Origin of the sequence: Alloyangia pacifica (assembly GCF_900116195.1) — a bacterium.
Classification (GTDB): Bacteria; Pseudomonadota; Alphaproteobacteria; order Rhodobacterales; family Rhodobacteraceae; genus Salipiger; species Salipiger pacificus.
This window is the reverse complement of record NZ_FOZW01000002.1, coordinates 443,438-466,919: the sequence shown is the minus strand read 5'-3', so window position 1 is coordinate 466,919 and position 23,482 is coordinate 443,438. Positions and strand designations below refer to the sequence as shown.

Below are 23,482 nucleotides of genomic sequence, written 5' to 3'. Positions count from 1 at the left end.
CAGATCACCCCATTAACCCCGCAATGCGCATTCAGCTTCCTGCCCACAGCGACTCTCGGCGACCAGAACCCCACCCGGAGGTTTCCCCTGCGATCAGGCTTGTGCGGCACCATGAAATCGCCCTTCAATGCGCGGGACCGCAGGAGAGCGCCATGTCCTTCACATTGAAACAACTCCGCTATTTCGTCGCCGTCGCCGAGAAGGGCTCGGTGATCGGCGCGGCTCAGACGTTGTCGATCTCGCAATCAGCGGTGACCGAGGCGCTGAAGAACCTCGAGGCGGATCTCGGCGTCACGCTCTTCGAGCGGCACGCGCGGGGGCTCGACATCACCCACAGCGGCCATCAGTTCCTGCGCCACGCGACGAAAATCCTCTCAGACGTCTCGGGCGCGCGGCGGGCGTTTCAGCGCGCACCGGGCACGACGCAGGGGCGGCTCAACATCGGGGTCACGTCGTTGATGGCAGGCTACGTCATGTCCGACCTGCTGTCGCGCTACCGGCGAATGAACCCGGCGGTGGAGGTCTCGGCGCTGGAGGACCAGGGCGAATACCTCGAGCACCTGCTGGTTGGCGGCGAGCTCGACGTGGCGGTCATGGTGATCTCGAACCTGCGCGACCGCATGGCGCTGCAATCCGAGATCCTCGACGTCTCGTCCTTCCGGCTCTGGCTGCCGCTCGGGCACAAGCTCACCGCGCGCGAGAGCATCGGGCTCGACGACGTGGCCCGCGAACAGCTCATCATGCTCAACGTCGACGAGATGGAGGAAGAGGCGGTGAAGCTGCTCTCGGCCTTCGGGCGCAAGCCGCAGATCGCCTTTCGCACGCGCTCGGTGGAGGCGGTGCGCAGCCTTGTCGCCACCGGTGCTGGCGTGGCACTGCTGCCCGACCTCGTCTACCGGCCATGGTCGCTCGACGGAGACCGGATCGAGAGCCGTGATATCTCGGGAAGCCTTCCGATCGTGCAGGTGGGCATGGTCTGGCGCAAGGGCCTGCCGCTGTCGGAGGCGGTACAGGACTTCCTCTCGCTCGCACGGATGGGACAGGCCGAACGACCGGCGCGTTTCTGAAAGCCCGAGCTATCGGTTTTTCCGAATGGTCATTTCTGATTAATGAATTTGCGAATGCAGAAAAGCCGTCACATGGTTCTGATGCGGACCAAAGGGGGCGGGGCCGGAACTGCCTGAAAGACTCCCACCGCGCCGCGACGCCAGCCGCTGCGGACACGACAACCAACAATGATTTTCGGGCTGCCGCCCGCGCCTCCGGACGTGCCCCGCACGGCCAGCGGCCTCCTGCGGCCTGCCCGCAGGGAGAGTGCAATGACCAACCGTTTCATCACCGCTGCAGTGAGCGCGATCACCGCCGCCTCGCTTGCGACGAGCGCCGTGGCGCAGATGACCGAGATCGGCGAGGGCGAGGGCGCGCTGTCGATCGTCGCCTGGGCCGGCTACATCGAGCGCGGCGAGACCGACGCCGCCTTTGACTGGGTGACCAAGTTCGAGGAAGCGACCTCCTGCAAGGTCTCCGTCAAGACCGCCAATACTTCGGACGAGATGGTGGCGCTGATGAACGAGGGAGGTTTCGACCTCGTGACCGCCTCCGGCGACGCCTCGCTGCGGATGATCGCCGGCAAGCGCGTGCAGCCGATAAACGTGGGCCTCATCCCGTCGTGGAGCACGGTCGACGACCGCCTCAAGGAAGCGCCCTGGCACTACGTCAACGGCGAACACTACGGCACGCCCTACATGTGGGGGCCGAACGTGCTGATGTACAACACCGAGGCCTTCCCCGAGGCGCCGACCTCGTGGAACGTGGTCTTCGAGGAGACCACCCTCGCCGACGGGTCGAGCAACAAGGGCCGGGTGCAGGCCTATGACGGGCCGATCCACATCGCCGATGCCGCCAACTACCTGATGGCGCATCAGCCCGAGCTGGGCATCACCGATCCCTACGAGCTGACCGCCGAGCAGTATGCCGCCGCGCTCGACCTGCTGCGCGGGCAGCGCGAGCTGGTCAGCCGCTACTGGCACGACGCCTTCATCCAGATCGACGACTTCAAGAACGAGGGCATGGTCGCCTCCGGCTCCTGGCCGTTCCAGGTCAACCTGCTGCAGGCCGACGGCGTGCCCGTCGCCTCGGTGATCCCCGAGGAAGGCGCCACCGGCTGGGCCGACACAACCATGCTGCACGCCGAGGCCGAGCACCCGAACTGCGCCTACATGTGGATGGAGCACACGCTCTCGTCGAACCTGCAGTCCGACCTCTCGGTCTGGTTCGGCGCGGTGCCCTCGGTGCCCGCCGCCTGTTCGGATGGCTCCGGCATGCAGACCCAGGAAGGCTGCGACGCCAACGGCCTCGCCCAGTTCGACAAGATCAAGTTCTGGAAGACCCCGGTCGCCAACTGCGAGAGCCAGGACGAATGCGTGCCCTACTACCGTTGGGTCTCCGACTACATCGGCGTGATCGGCGGCCGCTGATCGCCTTTCCCTGACCTTCCCCGCGCCGCCGCCTTGCGGCGCGGGCACAAGAACCGGAATACTCCCATGCCAGCCGTGAGCTTCGACCACGTCTCCCGCCATTTCGGGGCGGTGAAGGCGGTGGATGACGTCATCCTCGACATTGCCGAAGGCGAGTTCTTCGCCATGCTGGGGCCCTCGGGTTCGGGCAAGACCACCTGCCTGCGGCTGATCGCCGGCTTCGAGCGGCCCACGGGCGGCGACATCCGTATCTTCGGCGAGCCCGTCGCCGATCTGCCACCCTACAAGCGGCAGGTGAACACGGTGTTCCAGGACTACGCGCTCTTCCCGCATCTCAACGTCCGCGACAACGTCGCCTACGGGCTGATGATCGCCGGACGCGGCAAGCGTGAGCGCCACGCCGAGGCCGAGGCGGCGCTCGAGATGGTGCGGCTCGGCGGCTACGGCAGCCGCAAACCGTCCGAGTTGTCGGGCGGTCAGCGCCAACGCGTCGCGCTGGCACGGGCGCTGGTCAACAAGCCGCGCGTGCTGCTGCTCGACGAGCCGCTGGGTGCGCTCGACCTCAAGCTGCGCGAGCAGATGCAGGAAGAGCTGAAGACCCTGCAGCGCCAGCTCGGCATCACCTTCGTCTTTGTCACCCACGACCAGGGCGAGGCGCTGTCGATGGCCGACCGCGTCGCGGTGTTCAACGAGGGCAAGATCATCCAGGTCGGCAGCCCCGAGGACATCTACTTCCGCCCCGAGGTGCCCTTCGTCGCCGATTTCGTCGGCTCGTCCAACGTGCTGCCAGAGGCGCTGGTGGCGCGTTTGACCGGCGAGACCTGCCCCGCCGCGATCCGCCCCGAGCGGCTGCGGCTGGCCTCCGAAGGGCCGCTGAAGGCGCGGGTGACCGGGCTCAGCTTTCTCGGCCTCAGCACGCGCGTCAGCTTCGAGGCCGAGGGCACACGGCTGACCGCGCTGCTGCCGCAGGACGTCGCGCGCCCGCGCGAGGGCGACGAGGTGGCGCTGAGCTGGGCGGCCGAGGATCTGCACCTGATGCGGGCAGGCCAGCGAGCCGGGGCATGACGATGGTGCAAACGACTCCATCCGCGCAGGCAGCTCCTTCCGAAGGGGTGCTGACGCGGATCTCCGACACGCTCTGGCGGCGTCCGACGTTGCTCTTGCTGATCCTGCTGACGCCGCCGGCGCTCTGGCTGGGGATCATCTACCTCGGCTCGCTCTTCGCGCTGCTGCTACAGAGCTTCTTTTCGATCGACCACTTCACCGGGCTGATCAACCACGAGTTCACGCTGGCGACCTACGCCGAGCTCTTCACCCCGGCCAACTTCGACATCATCCGCCGCACGGTGGGCATGGCGGCGCTGGTCACCGTGGCCTCGGCGGTCATCGCCTTTCCCATCGCCTATTACGCGGCGCGCTACGCAAAAGGGGCGTGGCGCGCGCTGTTCTACCTCGGGATCATGATGCCGCTGTGGTCGAGCTACCTGGTGAAGGTCTACGCCTGGAAACTGATCCTCGCCAAAGAAGGCATTCTCACCTGGATCTTCGAGGGGCTGCACCTCACGTGGCTGCTCGACGCCTATCTGGCGCTGCCGGTCATCGGGGGCAACTCGCTCTCGGTCAGCCCCACGGGCACCTTCCTCGTCTTCGTCTACGTCTGGCTGCCCTACATGGTGCTGCCCATTCAGGCCGCGCTGGAGCGCGTGCCCACATCCATGCTGGAGGCCAGCGGCGATCTCGGTGCGAAACCCGCACAGACCTTCCGCCACGTGTTGCTGCCGCTGGCGCTGCCGGGGGTGATCGCGGGCTCGATCTTCACCTTCTCGCTGACGCTAGGCGATTACATCATCCCGCAGATCATCGGCACTTCGCGGCTCTTCATTGGGCAGGCCGTCTACCAGCACCAGGGAATCGCCGGGAACATCCCGCTGGCCGCCGCCTTCGCCGTGGTGCCCATCGTCATCATGGGGGTCTACCTCTGGACCGCCAAGCGCATGGGGGCCTTCGATGCACTCTGACCGCGCCTCGCTGAAGCTGAAGATCGCCGCCGCCGCGGGGCTGCTGTTCCTGCACCTGCCGATCCTGCTCATCTTCGTCTACGCCTTCACCACGGAAGAGAAATCCTTCCAGTGGCCGCCGCCCGGCTACACGCTGAAATGGTTCGCGGCCACTTGGGACCGGCCCGACGTCTGGGAGGCCATGGGGCTCAGCCTGAAGGTCGCGGCGATATCGACGCTGCTCGCCATGATCCTCGGCACGCTCTGCGCCGCCGCGGTGAGCCGCACGAAGTTCTTCGGCCGCGAGAGCATCTCGCTGCTGGTGATCCTGCCCATCGCCCTGCCCGGCGTGGTGACGGGGATCGCCCTGCGCTCGGCCTTCTCGATCGCCGAGGTGCCGTTCAGCACCTGGACCATCGTGCTCGGCCACGCGACCTTCTGCGTGGTGATCGTCTACAACAACGCCGTCGCCCGCTTCCGCCGCACCAGCGGCAGCCTCATCGAGGCCTCGATGGATCTCGGCGCCAACCTCTTTCAAACGCTGCGGTATGTGATCCTGCCGAATATCGCCACCGCGCTGGTGGTCGGCGGCATGCTCGCCTTCGCGCTCAGCTTCGACGAGGTCATCGTCACCACCTTCACCGCCGGACAGCAGCAGACGCTGCCGATCTGGATGCTCGAGGAACTGGTGCGCCCGCGCGAACGCCCGGTGACCAACGTGGTCGCCATGGTTGTGGTGCTGGTCACCCTGCTGCCCATCCTGGGCGCCTATTATCTCACCCGCGGGACCGAAGCGGTCGCGGGGCAGGGCAAATAAAGAACGGAAAGTAACGGAGGACATCATGCAGACCAAGATGCTGATCGGCGGCGCACAGGAAGCCGGGAGAGAGACCGAAGAGGCGGTGCTCAACCCGCGCACCGGCGAGCTGATCGTGAAGATGCCCGAGGCGGACATGGATCAGGTGAACCGCGCCGTGGCGGCCGCGCGTGCCGCCTTCCCCGGCTGGGCGCGCACCACCGCCGCGCACCGCTCAAGCCTCCTGCTGGCGCTGGCCGATGCCATCGAGGCGCGGGCCGAAGAGTTCGTGAAGCTGGAGTCGCTCAACTGCGGCAAGCCGATCGAATGTGTGCGCAATGACGAGGTGCCGGCGGTGGCCGACTGTTTCCGTTTCTTCGCGGGTGCGGTGCGCAACATGCACGGGCCGGTGGCGGGCGAGTACATGGAGGGGCACACCTCGATGATCCGCCGCGATCCGATCGGCGTCGTCGCCTCGATTGCGCCCTGGAACTACCCGATGATGATGATGGCCTGGAAACTGGCCCCGGCCCTGGCGGGCGGCAACACGGTGGTGATGAAACCTTCGGAGCAGACACCGCTCACCGCGCTTCTGATGGCGGAGATCATCGCCGGCATCTTCCCCGCAGGCGTGGTCAATGTGATCGTCGGTCAAGGCGCTACGGTCGGCAACGCGATGATCAACCACCCGGAGGTCGACATGGTGTCGATCACCGGCGACGTGGCAACCGGGCGCAAAGTGATGCAGGCGGCCTCGAAGTCGGTCAAGCGCACGCATCTGGAGCTGGGTGGCAAGGCCCCGGTGATAGTCATGGACGATGCCGACCTTGGCCGCGTGGTCGAGGGGCTGCGCGCCTTCGGCTATTACAACGCCGGGCAGGACTGCACCGCCGCCTGCCGGATCTACGCCGGGCCGAAGATCTACGACAATCTGGTGGCGGATCTCTCCTCTGCCGTGTCCTCCATCGTCTTCGACGATGCCGACGACAGCAAGAACGAGATCCCGCCGCTGATTTCCACGCGCCAGCGCGACCGGGTGGCGAGCTTCGTGCAGCGCGCTTCGGAGCTGAAGCACATCGAGGTGACCACCGGCGGCACCCTGCACGAAGGCTCGGGCTTCTACTACCGCCCCACCGTCATCGCCGGTGCCCTGCAGGAGGACGAGATCGTCCAGCGCGAGGTCTTCGGCCCGGTGGTCTCGGTCACCCGCTTCGACGATGCCGACACCGCCGTGGCCTGGGCCAACGACAGCCAGTACGGGCTCGCCTCGTCGGTCTGGACCGAGAACATCGGCCGGGCGCTCGATATGTCGGCGCGGCTGCAATACGGCTGCACCTGGGTGAACACGCACTTCATGCTGGTCAACGAGATGCCGCACGGCGGGCTCAAGCAGTCGGGCTACGGCAAGGACCTGTCGATGTTCGCGCTCGAGGATTACACCGTGGCGCGCCACGTGATGATCGCGCATTGAATTTGGCTGGGGCGGCCCCGCCGCCCCCCGCCTCACAGCGGCACGTAGCGGTATGCGTCTCCGGTGCGCTCTACATGGCCCATGCCACCTTCCGAGAGGTGGAAACCGATCACCGGCATTTGCTCCTGCGCCAGCCGGTCCATCAGCGCAACACGGGTGCGCGCCGCAAGCTCCGGATCCTGATCCGAGTTCGCCTCCCAGCCGGGACGGGCAAAGGCCACGTGGTCATTGCCGATGGCATCCCCGACGATCAACGTCGCCTCGTTTCCCTGCCGCAATTCGAAGGCCATGTGGCCCGGCGTGTGGCCCGGCGTGAGAATCGCTGCGAGACCGGGCAGGATCTCGGCACCGTCCTCGAAACGCTCGATCCGGTCCTCGATCACCTCCATCCGCCGTCTCGCCCCGACCGCAAAGGCCTGCCGCTCGGTGCCAATGGTTTCGGCGGTCTCTGGATCCCACCAGTAGTCCCATTCGGCGCGTCCCATGAGATAGCGCGCCTCGGGGAAGACCAGATCGTCGAAATCGTCGAGCAGGCCCCAGATGTGATCGGGGTGGGCATGGGTGAAGACCACCACCGTCACCTGCTCGGGCGAGACCCCGGCGGCCTCGAGGTTGCCGAGCAGCTCCCCCGCGCTGTCCATGAAGGTGCTCCCCGCACCGACATCGAAGAGCACCGTCTGCTCGCCGTCCTGCCAGAGCGTCACGTTGCATTCGGGGGTCAGGCGCTGACGGTCGATGCCCTGCGCGGCGAGGATGTCGGACAGATCTGCCTCGGGCATTCCGGCGAAGATGAAATCCCCCGGCAGCACGAGGTTGCCGTCGCTCACGGTGATCAGTCGCCCCGAGCCAATGGTGGTCTCGGCGACGAGGCGGCGGGGCATCAGCGGCGCAAGGCCGGCGGCCGCCGCGGATTGCAGCAGGTGCCTGCGAGTCAGTGGCATGGTCTCTCCTCCCATTCACACATTCGCATTCTATGATGCAAATCGCGTGACGGGAAGACCAGACTGCATCGCTATTCGGCGGGCGCGAATCCGACGATCAGCTGTCGCAGGCCGATGGCGGCCCCTGCGAAGATCGACAGCAGCGCGACGGGCGCGCTGAAGGTCAGCAGGGAAAAGGCGCTGAGCCCCTGCCCGACGCTGCAGCCCGCGGCCAGCACCGCGCCCGGCCCCATGAGCGCCGCGCCGAGGATCTGCCGCTTCAGCTCGCGCGGGTCCTCACAGGCCTCCCAGCGGAAGTGCCCCTTGCTCAGCGAGCCGAGGAAGGCGCCGAGCAGCACACCGGTGACCGAGCCCACGGCAAAGCCCGGTGCCGCCGCCGAGGCGGTCATCAGCCACAGCAGGCTCTCGCCCAGCGGGCGGGCAAAGGAATGCCCCTCGACCATGATGGCACCGAAGCTCCGGGTCGCGGCGACCTGCGTGCCGATCCAGGCCGAGGTCACCGCAAGTCCGACAACGCCGCCCCAGACCACGTGCCGCGGCGAGCGCATCATGCCGCCCCCCGAGAGCGCGACGAGGATCAACAGCCCCCCGACGACGAGCCCGGTCAGCAGCGGTGCCCCGGTGATCTGAGACAGTGCCTGCGGCGCGGCGGCTGGTAGGTCGGGGAACACGGCCACCCGCGCCAGCGCGAGCGGCCCGGAGATGGTGATATAGGCGGTCAGCCCCATCACCACGACGATCACCAGCGAGCGCAGGTCACCGCCGCCAAGCCGAGCCAGCGCGCCGTAGCCGCAGTTGCCCGAGAGCGCCATGCCGTAGCCGAAGATCAGCCCGCCAAGCACCGTGCCCGGCAGCGACCATTGTCGCGCGACATAGAAGGTCTGCGACGGATCGAGCCAGCCTGCAGAGATGGCCGCATGCGTGGCGATCACGGCAACGCCGATCGCCAGCCCCCACATCCGCAGCCGCCGCGTGTCAGAGGAATAGAGCGCGTCCTCGATCGCGCCGAGCGTGCAGAAACGCCCGATCCGGGCGGCAAGGCCAAGAACCATGCCCCCGAGCAATCCCACGAGCGCCGCAAGCGCGGCGCCGTCTCCAAAGTCGAACATGCCGACCGTCGCTCCCTTCCGACCGCGGGCTGTCGCCTGCGGTCACTCCTCCCGACAGTACAGGTCGTATATGACCTCCATGATCTTCTTCGGCCTGTCATCCGTCAAGGAGTAGTAGATCGTCTTGCCATCGCGCCGGGGCGTGACCAGCCCTTCGAGCCGCAGGCGCGAGAGCTGTTGCGAGACCGCCGATTGCCGCGCGGAGAGCAGGTCCTCGAGCTCGGTCACCGACTTCTCGCCAGAAGCGAGGTGGCACAGGATCATCATTCGCCCGCCGTGGCTCATCGCCTTGAGCAGGTTCGAGGCCTCTTCGGCCTTCAACATGAACCGGTCCATTTCCGGCTCGCTCATGCCCGCGTCGAAGACGGGGAGGTGGGCGGCATTCGACATCGGCGTCATCCGTCTAGTCTCGGGGAGGATGGGAGGTCCTCGATCAGCCGGGCAAGCAGTGCCCAGAAAAAGTCTTCCCCAGGATAGCCTTCGATTCGCCCGGTTTCCATCCCGTCGTTCACCAGAACGAAGGTCGGGGTGAAGGCGACTGGCCGCGCGAGGGTGATGCCCTCGGGCAGATCGCGGATGTCGGCGCGGCGCAGCGGCGCGGCCTGCCCTTCGGCGGTCTTGGGGTAAATCGGCGCGATCTGGGCGTCCCAGGCCTCGCAATAGGCACAGCCGGCCTGCTCGGCCATGAGCAGCAGGGTCTCTGCCCGGAGCGGCAGGGGGACGAGCAGGAGCAGGCAGAGCAGGAGGCGCATGGGAACTTTCCGAACAGGGCTTTCCAAGGTGGATTGACCACGAGCATATCACATACGTAACGTAATATGCGAATATGTATTACGGGAGGAGCGTCACCGCATGTTCGATGTCACATTTCTGGGCGCTTTTCTTGCCGGGCTGCTGTCATTCCTGTCACCCTGCATCCTGCCGATCGTGCCTTTCTACCTGTCCTACCTTGCCGGACAGGGCGTGCATGTGGTGGCCGAAACCGGCGTGGTGCCGCCCGGGCTGCGCAGACGCGCCGTGACCGGCGCGGTGCTCTTTGCCCTCGGGGTGATCACCGTCTTCATCGGGCTGGGAGCCACGGCGACAGTCTTCGGCCAGATGGTGCGGGAGTGGTTCGGCGTGCTGCGCTGGGTCGCCGCTGCGATCATCATCCTGATGGGACTGCATTTCCTGGGCGTGTTGCGCATTCCCCTGCTCTACCGGCAGGTCCGTTCCGAGGCTCGAAACGCCAGCGGCCTCATTGGTGCCTATGTGATCGGGCTGGCCTTCGCCTTCGGCTGGACCCCCTGCGTCGGGCCGGTCCTGGCGGCCATCCTGTTCACCGCCGCCGGGCAGGACACCGCGCAGCACGGCGCGCTGCTGCTGCTGACCTACGGCATGGGCATGACACTGCCCTTCGTGCTCGCCGCCGCCTTCATCGGCCCGTTCCTGCGCTTCATGGCCCGTTTCCGCCGTCACCTTGGCCGCGTCGAAAAGGCCATGGGCCTGCTGCTCGTCCTGTTCGGCCTGCTGATCGCCACCAACAGCGTCAACCTGATCGCCGCCTGGCTGATCGACACCATCCCCTGGTTCAGTCGCATCGGCTGACCCACCCCCATCGGAAGGAGGAGACCGATGACACGATTCTTCCCAGCGCTTGCGACGGCCGCGCTGCTGGCCTGCGCCGCCGCCCTGCCCGCGCCCGCCGCTCAGCTCGGCGACGACGGGCTGCACAAGGCGCCCTGGATGCACGACACCTTCAAGGACCTGCGCGAGGATCTGGCGGAGGCAAATGCCGCCGGGCAGCGTCTGCTGATTCTCATCGAACAGCGCGGCTGCATCTATTGCACCAAGATGCACGAGGAGGTCTTCCCGCAGCCGGAGATCGAGAAGCTGCTCACCGAGGATTACTTCGTTATCCAGATCAACATGTTCGGTGATGTGGAAGTGACCGACTTTGACGGAACCGCCCTGCCCGAAAAGGACATGGTGCGGCGCTGGGGGATGCTTTTCACGCCGACGATGATCTTCCTTCCGGAAGAGGCAGGAGACCTTCCCGCGCCACAGGACGCGGTCGCGGTGATGCCCGGTGCCTTCGAGAAAGGCACCACCCGGCACATGCTGCAATGGGTGCTCGAGAAGGGCTACCAGAGCGACGAGCCGTTCCAGAAATACCACGCGCGGAAACTCGAAGAAGACCGCGCAAAGAACTGAACGAAAGAAGAATTTCTCAAGTCGCGGCAAGCTAGGGTTTCGGATTGGCGGCCCCGCACAGGGCCGCTGTCAGCCTTCCGACATATCTTTAAATTCACGGCTATGAATTTGTTGTTGCAAAAACCTTGATGTGTGCCGTAGCATTCAATTCATGGAAGGGGAGGAGACATGAAAACCACGGTCGCACTTGCGTCCGTCATCGGGATTGTTGCGTCCGCCGTACTGGCCGACACCACCATCCCGGATGACGTCAGCTTCACCGAATACGGCGAGGTCGAGGCCTCGCTGACCGGCACCCCGGGAGATCCTGAGCGGGGCGCCGAGATCATGACCACGAGGTCGAAGGGCAACTGCGTGGCCTGCCACGCGGTCACTGCCCTGAGCGATGCGCCGTTCCACGGCGAGGTCGGCCCGATGCTCGACGGCGTCGGCGGCTATCGCTCCGAGGCGGAGCTGCGCGGCATCGTCGCCAACGCCAAGAAGATGTTCGACGGCACGGTGATGCCCGCCTTCTACAAGACCAGCGGCTTCATCCGGCCCGGCGACGGCTACACCGGCAAGGCCGCGAACGGAGACCTGCCGCCGATCCTTTCCGCCCAGGAGGTGGAGGACGTGGTGGCCTTCCTGATGACCCTTCAGGACAGCTGAGAGAGGAGACGGCATGAGCCTGACCAGACGAGATACCTTCGGGCTTGCCCTCGGCGCCTTGGCGCTGACGGTCCTGCCCTTCCGCGCCAACGCTTCGGTCGATGACATGATCGCCGAGTTCACCGGCGGCGCGGACATCGGCGACAGCGGCGTCGATCTGACCGCGCCTGAAATCGCCGAGAACGGCAACACCGTGCCGATCAGCGTGGACGCGCCCGGCGCGTCGGAAATCCTGGTGCTCGCCGCCGGAAACCCGACCCCGGCGGTTGCCACCTTCGCCTTCGGCCCGCTCGCGGGCTCGCGCATGGCCTCCACCCGAATCCGGCTCGCCGGCACGCAGGAGGTGATCGCGGTGGCGAAACTTGAGGACGGCACATTCGCGCGCACCGCCAAGACCGTGAAGGTCACCATCGGCGGCTGCGGCGGCTAAGAGGAGACAAGACAGATGGCATCCGGAGTCAAACCCCGCGTCAAGGTCCCCAAGTCCGCGTCCGCGGGCGAGGTGGTCACCCTCAAGACGCTGATCAGCCACCCGATGGAAAGCGGCCAGCGCAAGGACAAGGACGGCAACGTCATCCCGCGCTCGATCATCAATCGCTTCACTTGCGACTTCAACGGCCAGAACGTCATCGACGTGAAGATGGAGCCGGCGATCTCGACCAACCCCTACTTCGAGTTCGAGGCACTCGTGCCCGAGGCCGGAGAATTCACCTTCACCTGGTACGACGACGACGGCTCGACCTACACCGACACCAAGCCGATCGAGATCGTCTGACACACGGCGGGCAGCCCGGAGAGGAGCCGGGCCGCCCAGAACCGTCTCGCCCGAGCTCTCGCACGGCCGGGCCAACTTGAGGGAGGAGACACATGACACGCAAGGCGATTGCGCTCACCGCGCTCGCCCTGCTGGCCGCACCGCTGGTGGTGCAGGCCGGCGGGCCCGATGATGACGAGCTGATCATCAACGGCGAGATCGAGATCACCACCAAAGCCCCGGCACCCGCATTCCTTTCGGACGTGATGGACGAGGTGATGTCGGGCTGGCACTTCCGCTCGGACGAGACCCAGGCACTGGAGCTCGACGACTTCGACAACCCCGGCATGATCTTCGTCGACCAGGCGCGGGATCAGTGGGAGATGGTCGAGGGCACCGAGGGCGAGAGCTGCGCCTCCTGCCACGGCGCGCCCGAGGAGATGGCCGGCGTGAAGGCCAGCTATCCCAAGTGGAACGACGAGGCCGAGGAAGTCCGCACCCTGCAGATGCAGGTCAACGGCTGCCGCACCGAGCGCATGGGCGCCGAGGCCTGGAAATACGACAGCGCCGACGCGATCAACATGGAGGCACTGCTGGCCTCGGTGTCGCGCGGGATGCCGGTGAACGTCGCCATCGACGGCCCGGTGCAGGCGGCCTGGGAACAGGGCAAGGAGCTCTACTACACCCGCACGGGGCAGCTCGAGCTCAGCTGTGCCAACTGCCACGAGCAGAACTACGGCAACTACATCCGCGCCGATCACCTCAGCCAGGGGCAGATCAACGCCTTCCCCGCGTACCGGCTGAAGAACGCGGCGCTCAACGGGGTGCACTCGCGCTTCAAGGGCTGCGTGCGCGACACCCGCGCCGAGACCTACGCCCCGGGCAGCCCCGAGTTCATCGCGCTGGAACTCTACGTCGCCTCGCGCGGCAACGGCCTGTCGGTCGAAGGCCCCTCCGTCCGCAACTGATCCCTGCCCCGCGCGAGCTGCTCGCGCGGGGTTTCTCTTCCCAAACGAATTCACGCATTTGAATGCGTATGAGGATACCCCGATGATCTCCCGACGTGATTTCCTCCAGGTTTCGATGGCTGCCGCGGCGGCCTATGGCGGCTCTGGCTTCGGCGACTGGGCGCGGCTCGCGGCGCAGCAGCGCCTGACGCAGGACGACCTGCTGGCCATGCCGGCCTTCGGGAACGTCTCGCTGATCCACATCACCGACATCCACGCGCAGCTGAAACCGATCTACTTCCGCGAGCCATCGGTCAACATCGGCGTCGGCGGAAATCGCGGCGAGGTTCCCCACCTCACCGGCGCGGAATTCCGCAAGATGTACGGCATCGAGGACGGCTCTCCCTCCCACTACGCCCTCTCCTCGGGCGATTTCACCGCCCTCGCCCGCGGCTACGGCCGTGTCGGCGGCATGGACCGGGTGGCGACCGTGGTGAAGCAGATCCGCTCCGAGCGCCCCGACGCGCTGCTGCTCGACGGCGGCGACACCTGGCATGGCAGCTACACCTGCTACCAGACCGCCGGGCAGGACTGCGTGAACGTGATGAACCTGCTGAAGCCCGACGCGATGACCTTCCACTGGGAGTTCACCCTGGGCTCGGAGCGGGTGCGCGAAATCGTCGAGGGGCTGCCCTTCGCCGCGCTCGGCCAGAATATCTTTGACGCCGAGTGGGACGAACCCGCCGAGCTGTTCCAGCCCTACAAGTTCTTCGAGCGCGGCGGCGTGAAGATCGCGGTCATCGGCCAGGCCTTCCCCTACATGCCGATCGCCAACCCCTCGTGGATGTTCCCGGAATACTCCTTCGGCATCCGCGACGAGCGCATGCAGGAGATGGTCGACGAGGTGCGCGCCGAGGGGGCCGAGCTGGTGGTGGTGCTCAGCCACAACGGCTTCGATGTCGACAAGAAGATGGCCGAGAAGGTCACCGGCATCGACGTGCTGCTCTCGGGACATACCCATGACGCGCTGCCCGAGCCGGTGCTGGTGGGCGAGACGATCATCATCGCCTCGGGCTCCAACGGCAAGTTCGTCTCCCGCGTCGATCTGGATGTGCGTGACGGCCGGATGATGGGCTTCCGCCACAAGCTGATCCCCATATTCTCGGACGTGATCGCCCCAGACCCCGAGATGACCGCGCTGATCGACGCCGAGCGCGCGCCCTATGCCGACCAGCTCGCCGAGGTGATCGGCCACACCGACACCACGCTCTACCGTCGCGGCAATTTCAACGGCACCTGGGATGACCTGATCTGCGACGCGCTACTCACCCAGCGCGACGCGCAGATCGCCCTGTCGCCCGGCGTGCGCTGGGGGCCGTCGCTGCTCGAGGGGGATCCGATCACCCGCGAGGATCTGTGGAACGTCACCTCGATGAGCTACCCCGAGGCCTATCGGTCCGAGATGACCGGCGAGTTCCTGAAGATCGTGCTCGAAGACGTGGCCGACAACATCTTCAACCCCGATCCCTACTATCAGCAGGGCGGCGACATGGTCCGCGTCGGCGGCCTCGGCTATCGCATCGACGTCACCGCCCCGGCGGGTCAGCGGGTCTCGGACATGGTGCTGCTGAAGACCGGCGAGGCGATTGACCCCGCCAAGAGCTACACCGTCGCCGGCTGGGCCAGCGTCAACGAGGGCACCGAGGGTCCGCCGATCTGGGACGTGGTCGAAAGCCATATCCGCAGCCTCGGCCGCGTGCAGCTGGGCGAGAACACCTCGGTCGAGGTCGTCGGCGCATGACGCAGGACCCCAAGAAATTCAAGGAGGACACAATGAGCGAGCCGAAGACTTCGCGCCGCGCCTTCCTGCAGGGGGCCGCCACGGTGGCGGTGACCGCAGGGGCTGCGCGTGCCGCAGAGCCCGATCCGCTGATCACCGAAGTGCAGCCCTGGGCGCAGGGCCTCGGCGACGGCGTCGATGCCACCCCCTATGGGCTGCCGATCCGCTTCGAAGACGATGTGGTGCGCCGCAACGTGCCGTGGCTGACCGCCGATCCGATCAGCTCGATCAACTTCACGCCGATCCACGCGCTCGACGGCACGATCACCCCGCAGGGCTGCGCCTTCGAGCGGCACCACTCGGGCGCGATCGAGCTCAGCAAGAGCGACTACCGGCTGATGATCAACGGGCTGGTCGATAGGCCGCTGGTCTTCACCTACGAGGATCTCGAACGCTTCCCGCGCGAAAACCATGTCTACTTCTGCGAATGCGCCGCGAACACCGGCATGGAATGGGCCGGCGCGCAGCTCAACGGAGCGCAGTTCACCCATGGCATGATCCACAACATGGAATACACCGGCGTGCCGCTGCGGACCCTGCTGCGCGAGGCGGGCCTGCCCGCCACCACCGACAAGTGGGTCTACGTCGAAGGCGCAGATGCGTCGTCCAACGGCCGCTCGATCCCGATGGAAAAGGCGCTCGACGACGTGCTTGTCGCCTTCAAGGCCAACGGCGAGGCGCTGCGCAAGGAGCACGGCTACCCGGTGCGCCTCGTGGTGCCCGGCTGGGAAGGCAACATGTGGGTGAAATGGCTGCGCCGCATCGAGGTGATGGACGGCCCCGTGGAGAGCCGCGAGGAGACCTCCAAGTACACCGACACGCTGGCCGACGGCACATCGCGCAAGTGGACCTGGGTGATGGACGCGAAATCCGTCGTCACCTCGCCCAGCCCGCAATCGCCGATCAAACATGGCCACGGCCCGCTGGTGATCACCGGCCTCGCATGGTCCGGTCACGGCAAGATCACCCGTGTCGACGTCTCCACCGACGGTGGCAAGACCTGGCAGACCGCGCGGCTTGCCCGCGAGGGCGAGAACAAGGCGCTTACCCGCTTCTATCTCGACACCGAGTGGACCGGCGAGGAGATGTTCCTGCAGTCCCGAGCCATGGACGAGACCGGCTACGTGCAGCCCACCAAGACGCAGCTGCGCGACGTGCGCGGCGAGAACTCGGTCTACCACAACAACTGCATCCAGACCTGGTGGGTGAAACCGAACGGGGAGGCAGAAAATGTCGAAGTCTCTTAAACTCTACGGCAGCGTCTTCGGCGGGATCGCGGTCACCCTGACCTTCGCGATCAACATGGCCGACCGCTTCGTGGCCGAGGCGCCCGAGGGGCTGCGCAGCCTGACCCCGCTCGAAGTCGCGGCGACGCCCGCGCCGTCCGGCGGCCTTGTCGCCGCGGCCCATGCCGACGAGGCGCCCAAGGACGGGCCGCTCGGCATCGGTCGCGAGGCGCTGCCCGAGGAAGTCGCCGCCTGGAACCTCGACGTCTCCCCCGACGGCACCGGCCTGCCGCCCGGCAGCGGCTCGGTAGAAGATGGCGAGATGCTGTTCTCGGAAAACTGCGCCTCTTGCCATGGCGAGTTCGCCGAAGGGTCGGGCAACTGGCCGAAGCTGGCGGGTGGCGAGGACACGCTGGCCAACAAGGACCCGGTGAAGACCGTGGGAAGCTACTGGCCGCACCTGTCGACCGCATGGGACTACGTGCACCGCTCGATGCCCTTCGGCAACGCGCAGTCGCTGGAGCCGGACGAGGTCTATGCCATCGTCGCCTATATCCTCTACTCGAACTTCATCGTCGATGAGGACTTCACCCTGTCGAACGAGAACTTCGCTGAGGTGATCCTGCCCAACGAAGGCGGCTTCATCGTCGATGACCGCCCCGAGACCGAGTACCCGCAGTGGTCCGGCGAGCCCTGCATGACGGACTGCAAGGACAGCGTCGAGATCACTATGCGCGCCACGGTGCTCGACGTGACCCCGGACCACGGGCAGGACGAGGCAGCGGCAGGGCCCGCCGCGACCGACGCCCCTGCCGAGACGGTCGAGATGGCCTCTGCGGACACGGGTACGCAGGCCGCAGCGGTCGCGACGGATGCTGCCCCGGCGGCTGCCGAGCCGGCCCCAGCACCGGCCCCCGCTGCCGCCGATCCCGAGTTGGTCGCCGCCGGCGAGAAGGTGTTCAAGAAGTGCCAGTCCTGCCACGCGGTGGGCGACGGCGCAAAGAACAAGTCCGGTCCCGAGCTCAACGGCATCGTCGGGCGTGGGATCGGTTCCATCGACGGCTTCCGCTACTCGAAGGTCTTCGAGGAAGCCCATGGCGCCGGAGAGACCTGGACCCCGGAGCGGCTGCATGCCTTCCTCGAGAAGCCCAAGGACGCGATGAAAGGCACCAAGATGTCCTTCCCCGGCCTGCGCAAGGCCGAGGACATCGACGCGGTCATCGCCTATCTTTCGACCTTCGAAGAGTAACCAACGGCCCGGCCGCGGACACCCGCGGCCGGGCCCAGCACCAAGGAGGCCCGCCATGTTCAAGATGCTCGCCCTGCTGATCGGCCTGCCCGCTGCCGCCATGGCGCAGGAGGTGATCACCCAGCCCTATGACGGCTCCTTCGACGAGGCGACCTTTGCCCTCGAGAACGCGATCATCGGCGAGGGGCTGGTGGTCGATCACGTCAGCCGCGTCGGCGAGATGCTGGCCCGCACCGGTGCCGACATCGGCGCCGAGACCCATCTCTACGATGCCGCGGACGTCTATCTCTTCTGCTCGGCGACCACCTCGCGCGAGGTGATGGAGGCTGATCCCGACAACATCGCCTTCTGCCCCTATGCGATCTTCGTCGAAAGCCGCAACGGCGAGACCCGCGTCGGCTACCGCAGCTTCGAGCGCGAGAGCATGGCCCCGGTCAACGAGCTGCTGGCCCGCATCACCGCCGCCGCCACGGAGTTCTGAACATGTATGACGCCCTCTTCCGCGCGCAGCTCGATGAGCTGAAAAACGGTGGCAACTACCGCCACTTCGCCGAGCTGGAACGCCACCGCGGCCAGTTTCCCGCCGCCACCCATCACGGCGCGCAACGCGAGGTGACCATCTGGTGCTCCAACGACTACCTCGGAATGGGCCAGCATCCGGCGGTGTTGCAGGCGATGCACGGCGCGCTCGACACCTGCGGCGCGGGCGCGGGCGGCACGCGCAACATCTCGGGTACGACCCATGAGCACGTTCTGCTTGAGGCCGAACTCGCGGATCTTCACGGCAAACAGGCGGCGCTGCTCTTCACCTCGGGCTACGTGTCGAACTGGGCCAGCCTCGGTACGCTCGGCGCGCGCATCCCCGGGCTGGTGATCCTGTCGGACGCGCTCAACCACGCCTCGATGATCGAGGGAATCCGCCACTCGAAAGCCGAGCGGATCGTCTGGACGCACAACGATCTGGCCGACCTCGAACGCCATCTCGCCGCCCTGCCCCTCGACCGGCCCAAGCTGATCGCCTTCGAGAGCGTCTACTCGATGGACGGTGACATCGCCCCGATCGCCGAGATCTGCGACCTGGCCGAACGCTACAACGCGATGACCTATCTCGACGAGGTGCATGCGGTTGGCCTCTATGGTCCACGCGGCGGCGGCATCGCCGAGCGCGAGGGGCTGATGCACCGGATCGACGTGATTCAGGGCACGCTGGGCAAGGCCTATGGCGTGACCGGCGGCTATATCGCCGCCTCGGCTACGCTCTGCGATTTCATCCGCAGCTTTGCCTCGGGCTTCATCTTCACCACCGCGCTGCCGCCTGCCGTGGCCGCGGGTGCCCGCGCTGCCGTGGCGCACCTGAAGGGCTCGCAGCTCGAGCGCGCAGCGCAGCGCCGGGCCGTGGCCAGCGTGCGCGAGGCGCTCGACCGGATTGGCGTGCCGCATCTGCCCAACCCCAGCCACATCATCCCGGTGGTCGTCGGTTGCCCGCAGAAGTGCCGTTACATCTCGGACCGGCTGCTGGCCGAACATGGCATCTACATCCAGCCGATCAACCACCCCACGGTGCCGCGCGGCACCGAGCGGCTGCGCATAACCCCCTCGCCGGTGCATTCCGCCGAGGACATCCGGCGGCTGGTTCTGGCGCTCGAGGCGCTCTGGGCCGAATGCCAGCTCGCGCGGAGACCGCTGGCGGCGCAGTAGCGCCCCAGCCGCGCGAAGACCCGTCGAAGGCGCCGTGCATCACGCACGGCGCTCTCCATTGAAATGCATGCTTTACTTTAAATGCATCCTTGAATTGCACGAAATCGTTGACGAATCGCACATACCGCCCGCAGCTTTCGTGAGGTCCTCCCGGAGGAGCTCCATCACGACGCGGAGTGTGGAGGGCCGATTTAGGGAGGAAATCATGAACACCAAGCAATTCGTTTCGAGTCTACTATTGTCCACCGTCCTGACAGCGCCCGCCATGGCGCAGGACAACATGGACAAGCTGTCCAATATGCAGCGCACCGATGCCACCTTCACCTTCATCGACCAGGAGGGGGAGCGCGCCGACGCGCTGAAAGAAATCTTGCCGCATATCAACGTGCCCGACGGCTTCGAGGTCAGCCTCTATGCCGTGGTGCCCGATGCGCGCTCGATGGCCGTTGCGCCGCAGGGCACCGTGGTCTTTGCCGGGACACGCAAGGACAAGGTCTGGTCCATCGTCGACCGCGACCGCAACCGGGTGGCCGACGAAGTGAAGGACTTCGCGCCCTCGATCACCTTCGACGTGCCGAACGGGCCCTGCTTCTCGCCCGACGGGTTCCTCTACATCGCCGAGCGCAACCGGGTGCTGACCTTCCCGGCGGCGGAGTTCTTCTTCGAGGGTCCCGATCCCGCCGTGGGCGAGGTGATCCCCAAGGGCGAGCTGATCCCCGCCGAGGAAGAGAGCTTCAACCACACCGCCCGCGTCTGCCGTGTCGGGCCCGACGGCAAGCTCTATATCTCGCTGGGCCAGCCGCACAACATCCAGCCCAAGGACAAGCTGGAGATGTACGACAAGATCGGCATCGGTGGCATCATCCGCATCAATACCGACGGCACCGGGCGCGAGGTCTATACGCGCGGCATCCGCAATTCGGTCGGGCATGACTTCAACCCCGCCGATGGCTCGCTGTGGTTCACCGACAACCAGGTGGACGGCATGGGTGACGACATCCCGCCGGGCGAGCTGAACCGCCAGACATCTGCCGGACAGCACTTCGGCTTCCCCTGGACCAACGGCGGCACCGAGATCCCCGACTACAAGGACGTCGAGCGCCCCGAGGGCGTGGAGTTCGTCGATCCGCAGGTCAACATGCAGGCCCATGCGGCCGATCTGGGGATGAGCTTCTACTCCGGCAGCTCCTTCCCCGACAAATACCAGGGCGGGATCTTCTCGGCGCAGCACGGCTCGTGGAACCGCACCACGCCGGTGGGCGCACGGGTGATGTTCACCGCGCTCGACGAAGAGGGCAACGCCGCCTCGACCGAGGTCTTCGCTGACGGCTGGCTCGACGAGGACACCGGCGAATATCGTGGCCGCCCGATGGACATCGCCTTCCTGCGCGATGGGTCGATGCTGGTGTCGGATGATTTCGCCGGGGCCATCTGGCGCATCGCCCACACGCCCAAGGCGTCCGAATGAGGGCTGCTGCCCTGATGTTCCTCGGCGGGCTGATGCTCGCCGGGGGCACGCCCCTCGCGGCCGGAGACCCGGCAGAGGGGCGCAAGGTCGCCAACATGTGCCGCACCTGCCATGGCATTGACGGCGTGGCACAAATTCCGATCGCGCCGAACATCGGCGGCGAGCCCGAAGCCTATCTCGAAAGCCAGCTCATGGCTTTCAAGACCGGGGCCCGCGAGCATGAGATGATGTCGGTCGTGGCAGCCGGGCTGACTGCGCAGCAGATCTCGGACGTGGCCGCCTGGTATGCGGCGCACACGGCCAGCGCCACGCTCCCGGAGGGGGTCACCGAGGCGGACGCGCCGGATGCCTGCGTGTCGTGCCACGGCGCGGATGGCATTGCGCTTCTGCCCGAGGCACCGAACCTCGCGGGCGAGGTCAACATCTACATCGACACCCAACTCAAGGCGTTCCGCACCGGCAAGCGCAAGCACGACATCATGTCCTCCATTGCGGCCGATATGACCGACGAGGAGATCCGTGCCGTGGCCGATTGGTACGCGGCGGTGACGCTGGAGATCACCGGGCCCGAATGACCGGGCCCTAGCCCGCCCGGCGCTATTTCTGGAGCGTCCAGTCCGGCGCGACGAAGTAAGTAAGCGGCTGCGGTCCGGCGGCGCGCACCCGTGCGGCGAAGGATTTGTCCTTTGCCGCCTCGGGCGCCGGCACCTGTTCGGCCCGCACCAGCACAACGATCTCCTCGCCCGGCCCGGCCTGCACCATCATCGGGAAAGCCTCCACTTTCTCAACCGCTTCGAGGCGGACATGAACCTCGTAGAAGCCCGCCCGCTCGGGCGCAGGCAGCACGCCGAGGATCACCCCGATCAGATAAGCCCAGTTCTCGACGATCTGCATGTCTGTCCTTCCTACCCGGTGCGTTCCTGCGCCCGGCCCTCCTCGCACTTGCCGGTCTCGAGCCAGAGCGCGATGGCGCGGGACATCGGCTGGCCGGTTTGGTCCTCGAAGCAAGAATAGGCCGGCGAGGGGTTCACTTCAAAGCAGATGTGGCGCCCATCCGGCGTTTCGCGCAGGTCGATCCCGCAGAGCGGCAGGTCGAGCCGACGCGAGAGCCGCAGGCAGGCCTCCTCGACCGCGGGCGGAAGACGGGTCGCCGTATAGCGCGCCTCCTGGTCTTCGGAGTCCGCGTAGCGATAATCCTGCGCCTCGGTCTCGATCCGGGTGGCAAAGAGCGCGTCGCCCATCACGTGCACGCGAATATCAGTGCCGTCGATCCACTGCTGGAACTGGACCGGCAGGTAGCGGATCCGGTCGAGCCTCGCCAGATGCGCCCCTTCGAGCCGCCGCACGATCGAGCGGTGCGCGCTGACCGACTTGAAGATCACAGTCCCATGACGCGCACGGAACGCCAGCGCCGCCTCGGGGTCGTTGGTGACCAGCGTCTCCGGCACCCCCAGCCCACACTCAGCGATGATCCGCGCCTGATAAGGCTTGGACATGTTCGAATTGCAGTCCTTGATGCGGTTGAGCACGGGGATCGGCGTGGTCTCCATCCAGTCGTTGAGCAGCCCGTGCCAGGCCGCGATGCGCGCGCGCTCCTCGGCGGTGCCGCTGCGATACTCGGGCAAGGTGTCGGGAATGCCGAGCCGGGTATAGACGCCGCGTGCCTCCGAAAGCTCCCGCTGCTCCCCGGCGCGATGCAGGGTCAGGCGCGCCCGTCCGCCGGTTTGCCGAAGGCACAGGTCCGCATGGGCCGCCTCGCGCGGGTTGAGCAGCACGGCTTCGATGCCCTGCGCCTCCGCCGCCTCGAGCACGAGGCGCACTGGCGGCTCCGAGGGAATGCCGACAACGAGGATCATGCCGCCCCCCTTTCGTGCTCGGAGGTTGCAACGAGATGCGCGGCGATCAGCGCGACCTCCGCCGCGTCCGTGATTTCCGGGAACGGGTTGAGGAGCACCGGTTGCCAACCTTCCGCAGTCTCCTCGAGTGTCGCTTCGGCGAGGGTCAGCCCGCGCCGGAACATCTCGGCCAGCAGGGACTGGCGGAGCGGGCCGGGCAGCTCGTGCGAGGCTGTCTCCCCGGCGATCAGCACCCGGCGCTGCGTCGCCACGGGCAGCTTCTGCCCCGGGCCACCGGGCATGACCTGCAGCGCCGGATCGGGAAAACCGCAGGGCGGCGCGCCAAGCCCCAGATGACGGGCACGGCTGGCGGCATGCAGATCCGCGCCGAGCCGCAGCCGGTCCTCGGCCGCGCTCCGCGCCGCGAAACCCGCGATGGACCCCGGGTGGGGCCGGTTCACGCAGCGTGATCCAAAACTGGTCAGCCAGCTGACCAGCAGCGCGAACAGCTCCTCTCCGGCGTAGCGCTGGTCCGCCGCTGTGGCCCCGGCGAATTGCAGGGGCGCGACGCGTCGCACCCGGTTGAAGATGCCACGCACCGTCGCACCGGTCAGCAACAGACCGGAGGCCAGCTCCACCTGGCTCTCGCCGAGCGGATCATGCGACCAGTGCGGCGCCATGAACAGCTCCTCGGGGGTGACGAACTCGGCCCGCACCGCGCGGCGCAGGGCGGCGCAGACCCGCAGCGCGGTGAGGTCCTCGGTTTCGGCAAGGATAAGGAGGAAGGGCGCCTCTGCGCCCTCCCCGCCTTGCGCACGCGCAGGGCACATGGC

The 23,482-nt window shown here is 66.6% G+C and carries 26 protein-coding genes; 19 read left to right on the top strand and 7 right to left on the bottom strand.

Annotated elements, in window-relative coordinates; translation table 11 throughout:
* The first annotated feature begins 152 nt into the window (after positions 1-152).
* The 6 genes from BM397_RS06685 (at position 153) to BM397_RS06660 (ending at position 6,741) form a co-directional block, all read left to right on the top strand.
* Positions 153-1,067, top strand: a complete 915-nt coding sequence (locus BM397_RS06685; RefSeq protein ID WP_092420144.1) for a LysR family transcriptional regulator — start codon at positions 153-155, stop codon at positions 1,065-1,067.
* A 252-nt stretch (positions 1,068-1,319) separates the two neighbouring features.
* Complete coding sequence (locus tag BM397_RS06680; protein WP_092420141.1) at positions 1,320-2,477, top strand: ABC transporter substrate-binding protein; 1,158 nt, start codon at positions 1,320-1,322, stop codon at positions 2,475-2,477.
* 66 nt (positions 2,478-2,543) lie between these two features.
* Entirely contained in the window at positions 2,544-3,542 is a 999-nt protein-coding gene (locus BM397_RS06675; RefSeq protein WP_092420138.1) for an ABC transporter ATP-binding protein, read from the top strand.
* Positions 3,539-4,495: an ABC transporter permease gene (locus BM397_RS06670; RefSeq protein WP_218124841.1), complete on the top strand. Its 957-nt coding sequence runs from the start codon at positions 3,539-3,541 to the stop codon at positions 4,493-4,495. The genes BM397_RS06675 and BM397_RS06670 overlap by 4 nt, the downstream gene beginning before the upstream one ends.
* The gene (locus BM397_RS06665) at positions 4,485-5,291 is read left to right on the top strand and encodes an ABC transporter permease (protein WP_092420135.1); all 807 of its coding nucleotides are present in this window, start codon (positions 4,485-4,487) and stop codon (positions 5,289-5,291) included. The genes BM397_RS06670 and BM397_RS06665 overlap by 11 nt, the downstream gene beginning before the upstream one ends.
* Positions 5,292-5,316: 25 nt before the next feature.
* The gene (locus BM397_RS06660) at positions 5,317-6,741 is read left to right on the top strand and encodes a gamma-aminobutyraldehyde dehydrogenase (protein ID WP_092420132.1); all 1,425 of its coding nucleotides are present in this window, start codon (positions 5,317-5,319) and stop codon (positions 6,739-6,741) included.
* Positions 6,742-6,773: 32 nt separating this feature from the next.
* Here BM397_RS06660 and BM397_RS06655 read toward each other — a convergent pair whose 3' ends face one another.
* The 4 genes from BM397_RS06655 to BM397_RS06640 all read right to left on the bottom strand — a co-directional run bounded on the left by BM397_RS06655 (position 6,774) and on the right by BM397_RS06640 (position 9,543).
* Complete coding sequence (locus BM397_RS06655; protein WP_092420128.1) at positions 6,774-7,682, bottom strand: MBL fold metallo-hydrolase; 909 nt, start codon at positions 7,680-7,682, stop codon at positions 6,774-6,776.
* Between the two features lie 71 nt (positions 7,683-7,753).
* Positions 7,754-8,791 (bottom strand): YeeE/YedE family protein, encoded by a 1,038-nt coding sequence (locus tag BM397_RS06650; RefSeq protein ID WP_092420125.1) that lies wholly within the window; start codon positions 8,789-8,791, stop codon positions 7,754-7,756.
* A 42-nt stretch (positions 8,792-8,833) separates the two neighbouring features.
* A complete protein-coding gene (locus BM397_RS06645; RefSeq protein WP_245695953.1) occupies positions 8,834-9,181 on the bottom strand; it encodes an ArsR/SmtB family transcription factor in 348 nt (115 codons plus the stop codon).
* A 5-nt stretch (positions 9,182-9,186) separates the two neighbouring features.
* Entirely contained in the window at positions 9,187-9,543 is a 357-nt protein-coding gene (locus tag BM397_RS06640) for a thioredoxin domain-containing protein (protein ID WP_092420119.1), read from the bottom strand.
* Between the two features lie 100 nt (positions 9,544-9,643).
* Here BM397_RS06640 and BM397_RS06635 point away from each other — a divergent pair, with 100 nt between their 5' ends.
* From BM397_RS06635 to BM397_RS06575, 13 genes are all read left to right on the top strand, one after another.
* Positions 9,644-10,378, top strand: a complete 735-nt coding sequence (locus BM397_RS06635) for a cytochrome c biogenesis CcdA family protein (RefSeq protein WP_092420116.1) — start codon at positions 9,644-9,646, stop codon at positions 10,376-10,378.
* A gap of 27 nt (positions 10,379-10,405) precedes the next feature.
* Positions 10,406-10,984, top strand: coding sequence for a thioredoxin family protein (locus BM397_RS06630; RefSeq protein ID WP_092420113.1), 579 nt, complete (start codon positions 10,406-10,408; stop codon positions 10,982-10,984).
* A gap of 168 nt (positions 10,985-11,152) precedes the next feature.
* Positions 11,153-11,632, top strand: coding sequence for a sulfur oxidation c-type cytochrome SoxX (soxX, locus tag BM397_RS06625; RefSeq protein ID WP_092420110.1), 480 nt, complete (start codon positions 11,153-11,155; stop codon positions 11,630-11,632).
* Positions 11,633-11,645: 13 nt separating this feature from the next.
* Positions 11,646-12,062 (top strand): thiosulfate oxidation carrier protein SoxY, encoded by a 417-nt coding sequence (soxY, locus tag BM397_RS06620; RefSeq protein ID WP_092420107.1) that lies wholly within the window; start codon positions 11,646-11,648, stop codon positions 12,060-12,062.
* Positions 12,063-12,077: 15 nt separating this feature from the next.
* Complete coding sequence (soxZ, locus tag BM397_RS06615) at positions 12,078-12,407, top strand: thiosulfate oxidation carrier complex protein SoxZ (protein WP_092420105.1); 330 nt, start codon at positions 12,078-12,080, stop codon at positions 12,405-12,407.
* Positions 12,408-12,499: 92 nt separating this feature from the next.
* Positions 12,500-13,354: a sulfur oxidation c-type cytochrome SoxA gene (soxA, locus tag BM397_RS06610; RefSeq protein WP_092420102.1), complete on the top strand. Its 855-nt coding sequence runs from the start codon at positions 12,500-12,502 to the stop codon at positions 13,352-13,354.
* Between the two features lie 82 nt (positions 13,355-13,436).
* Positions 13,437-15,134 (top strand): thiosulfohydrolase SoxB, encoded by a 1,698-nt coding sequence (soxB, locus tag BM397_RS06605; RefSeq protein WP_092420099.1) that lies wholly within the window; start codon positions 13,437-13,439, stop codon positions 15,132-15,134.
* Between the two features lie 32 nt (positions 15,135-15,166).
* On the top strand, positions 15,167-16,420 hold the full coding sequence (soxC, locus tag BM397_RS06600) for a sulfite dehydrogenase (protein WP_092420599.1): 1,254 nt from the start codon (positions 15,167-15,169) through the stop codon (positions 16,418-16,420).
* Positions 16,404-17,648, top strand: coding sequence for a c-type cytochrome (locus tag BM397_RS06595; RefSeq protein ID WP_092420096.1), 1,245 nt, complete (start codon positions 16,404-16,406; stop codon positions 17,646-17,648). The genes soxC and BM397_RS06595 overlap by 17 nt, the downstream gene beginning before the upstream one ends.
* A gap of 55 nt (positions 17,649-17,703) precedes the next feature.
* Positions 17,704-18,129, top strand: coding sequence for a DUF302 domain-containing protein (locus BM397_RS06590; protein ID WP_092420093.1), 426 nt, complete (start codon positions 17,704-17,706; stop codon positions 18,127-18,129).
* Positions 18,130-18,131: 2 nt separating this feature from the next.
* Entirely contained in the window at positions 18,132-19,346 is a 1,215-nt protein-coding gene (gene hemA, locus BM397_RS06585) for a 5-aminolevulinate synthase (protein WP_092420090.1), read from the top strand.
* Positions 19,347-19,551: 205 nt separating this feature from the next.
* The gene (locus BM397_RS06580; protein ID WP_092420087.1) at positions 19,552-20,814 is read left to right on the top strand and encodes a PQQ-dependent sugar dehydrogenase; all 1,263 of its coding nucleotides are present in this window, start codon (positions 19,552-19,554) and stop codon (positions 20,812-20,814) included.
* The gene (locus tag BM397_RS06575) at positions 20,811-21,389 is read left to right on the top strand and encodes a c-type cytochrome (protein ID WP_092420084.1); all 579 of its coding nucleotides are present in this window, start codon (positions 20,811-20,813) and stop codon (positions 21,387-21,389) included. The genes BM397_RS06580 and BM397_RS06575 overlap by 4 nt, the downstream gene beginning before the upstream one ends.
* A 22-nt stretch (positions 21,390-21,411) precedes the next feature.
* On the opposite strand, the gene BM397_RS06570 is transcribed toward BM397_RS06575, so the two are convergent.
* Genes BM397_RS06570 through BM397_RS06560 form a run of 3 tightly spaced genes read right to left on the bottom strand, consistent with a single transcriptional unit; the run spans position 21,412 to position 23,479 of the window.
* Entirely contained in the window at positions 21,412-21,708 is a 297-nt protein-coding gene (locus BM397_RS06570; RefSeq protein WP_092420081.1) for a hypothetical protein, read from the bottom strand.
* An 11-nt stretch (positions 21,709-21,719) separates the two neighbouring features.
* Positions 21,720-22,670 carry an ATP-grasp domain-containing protein gene (locus tag BM397_RS06565; RefSeq protein WP_092420078.1) on the bottom strand — a complete coding sequence of 317 codons (951 nt, stop codon included), beginning with the start codon at positions 22,668-22,670 and terminating at the stop codon, positions 21,720-21,722.
* Positions 22,667-23,479: a hypothetical protein gene (locus BM397_RS06560; RefSeq protein ID WP_092420075.1), complete on the bottom strand. Its 813-nt coding sequence runs from the start codon at positions 23,477-23,479 to the stop codon at positions 22,667-22,669. The genes BM397_RS06565 and BM397_RS06560 overlap by 4 nt, the downstream gene beginning before the upstream one ends.
* Positions 23,480-23,482: the final 3 nt, after the last annotated feature.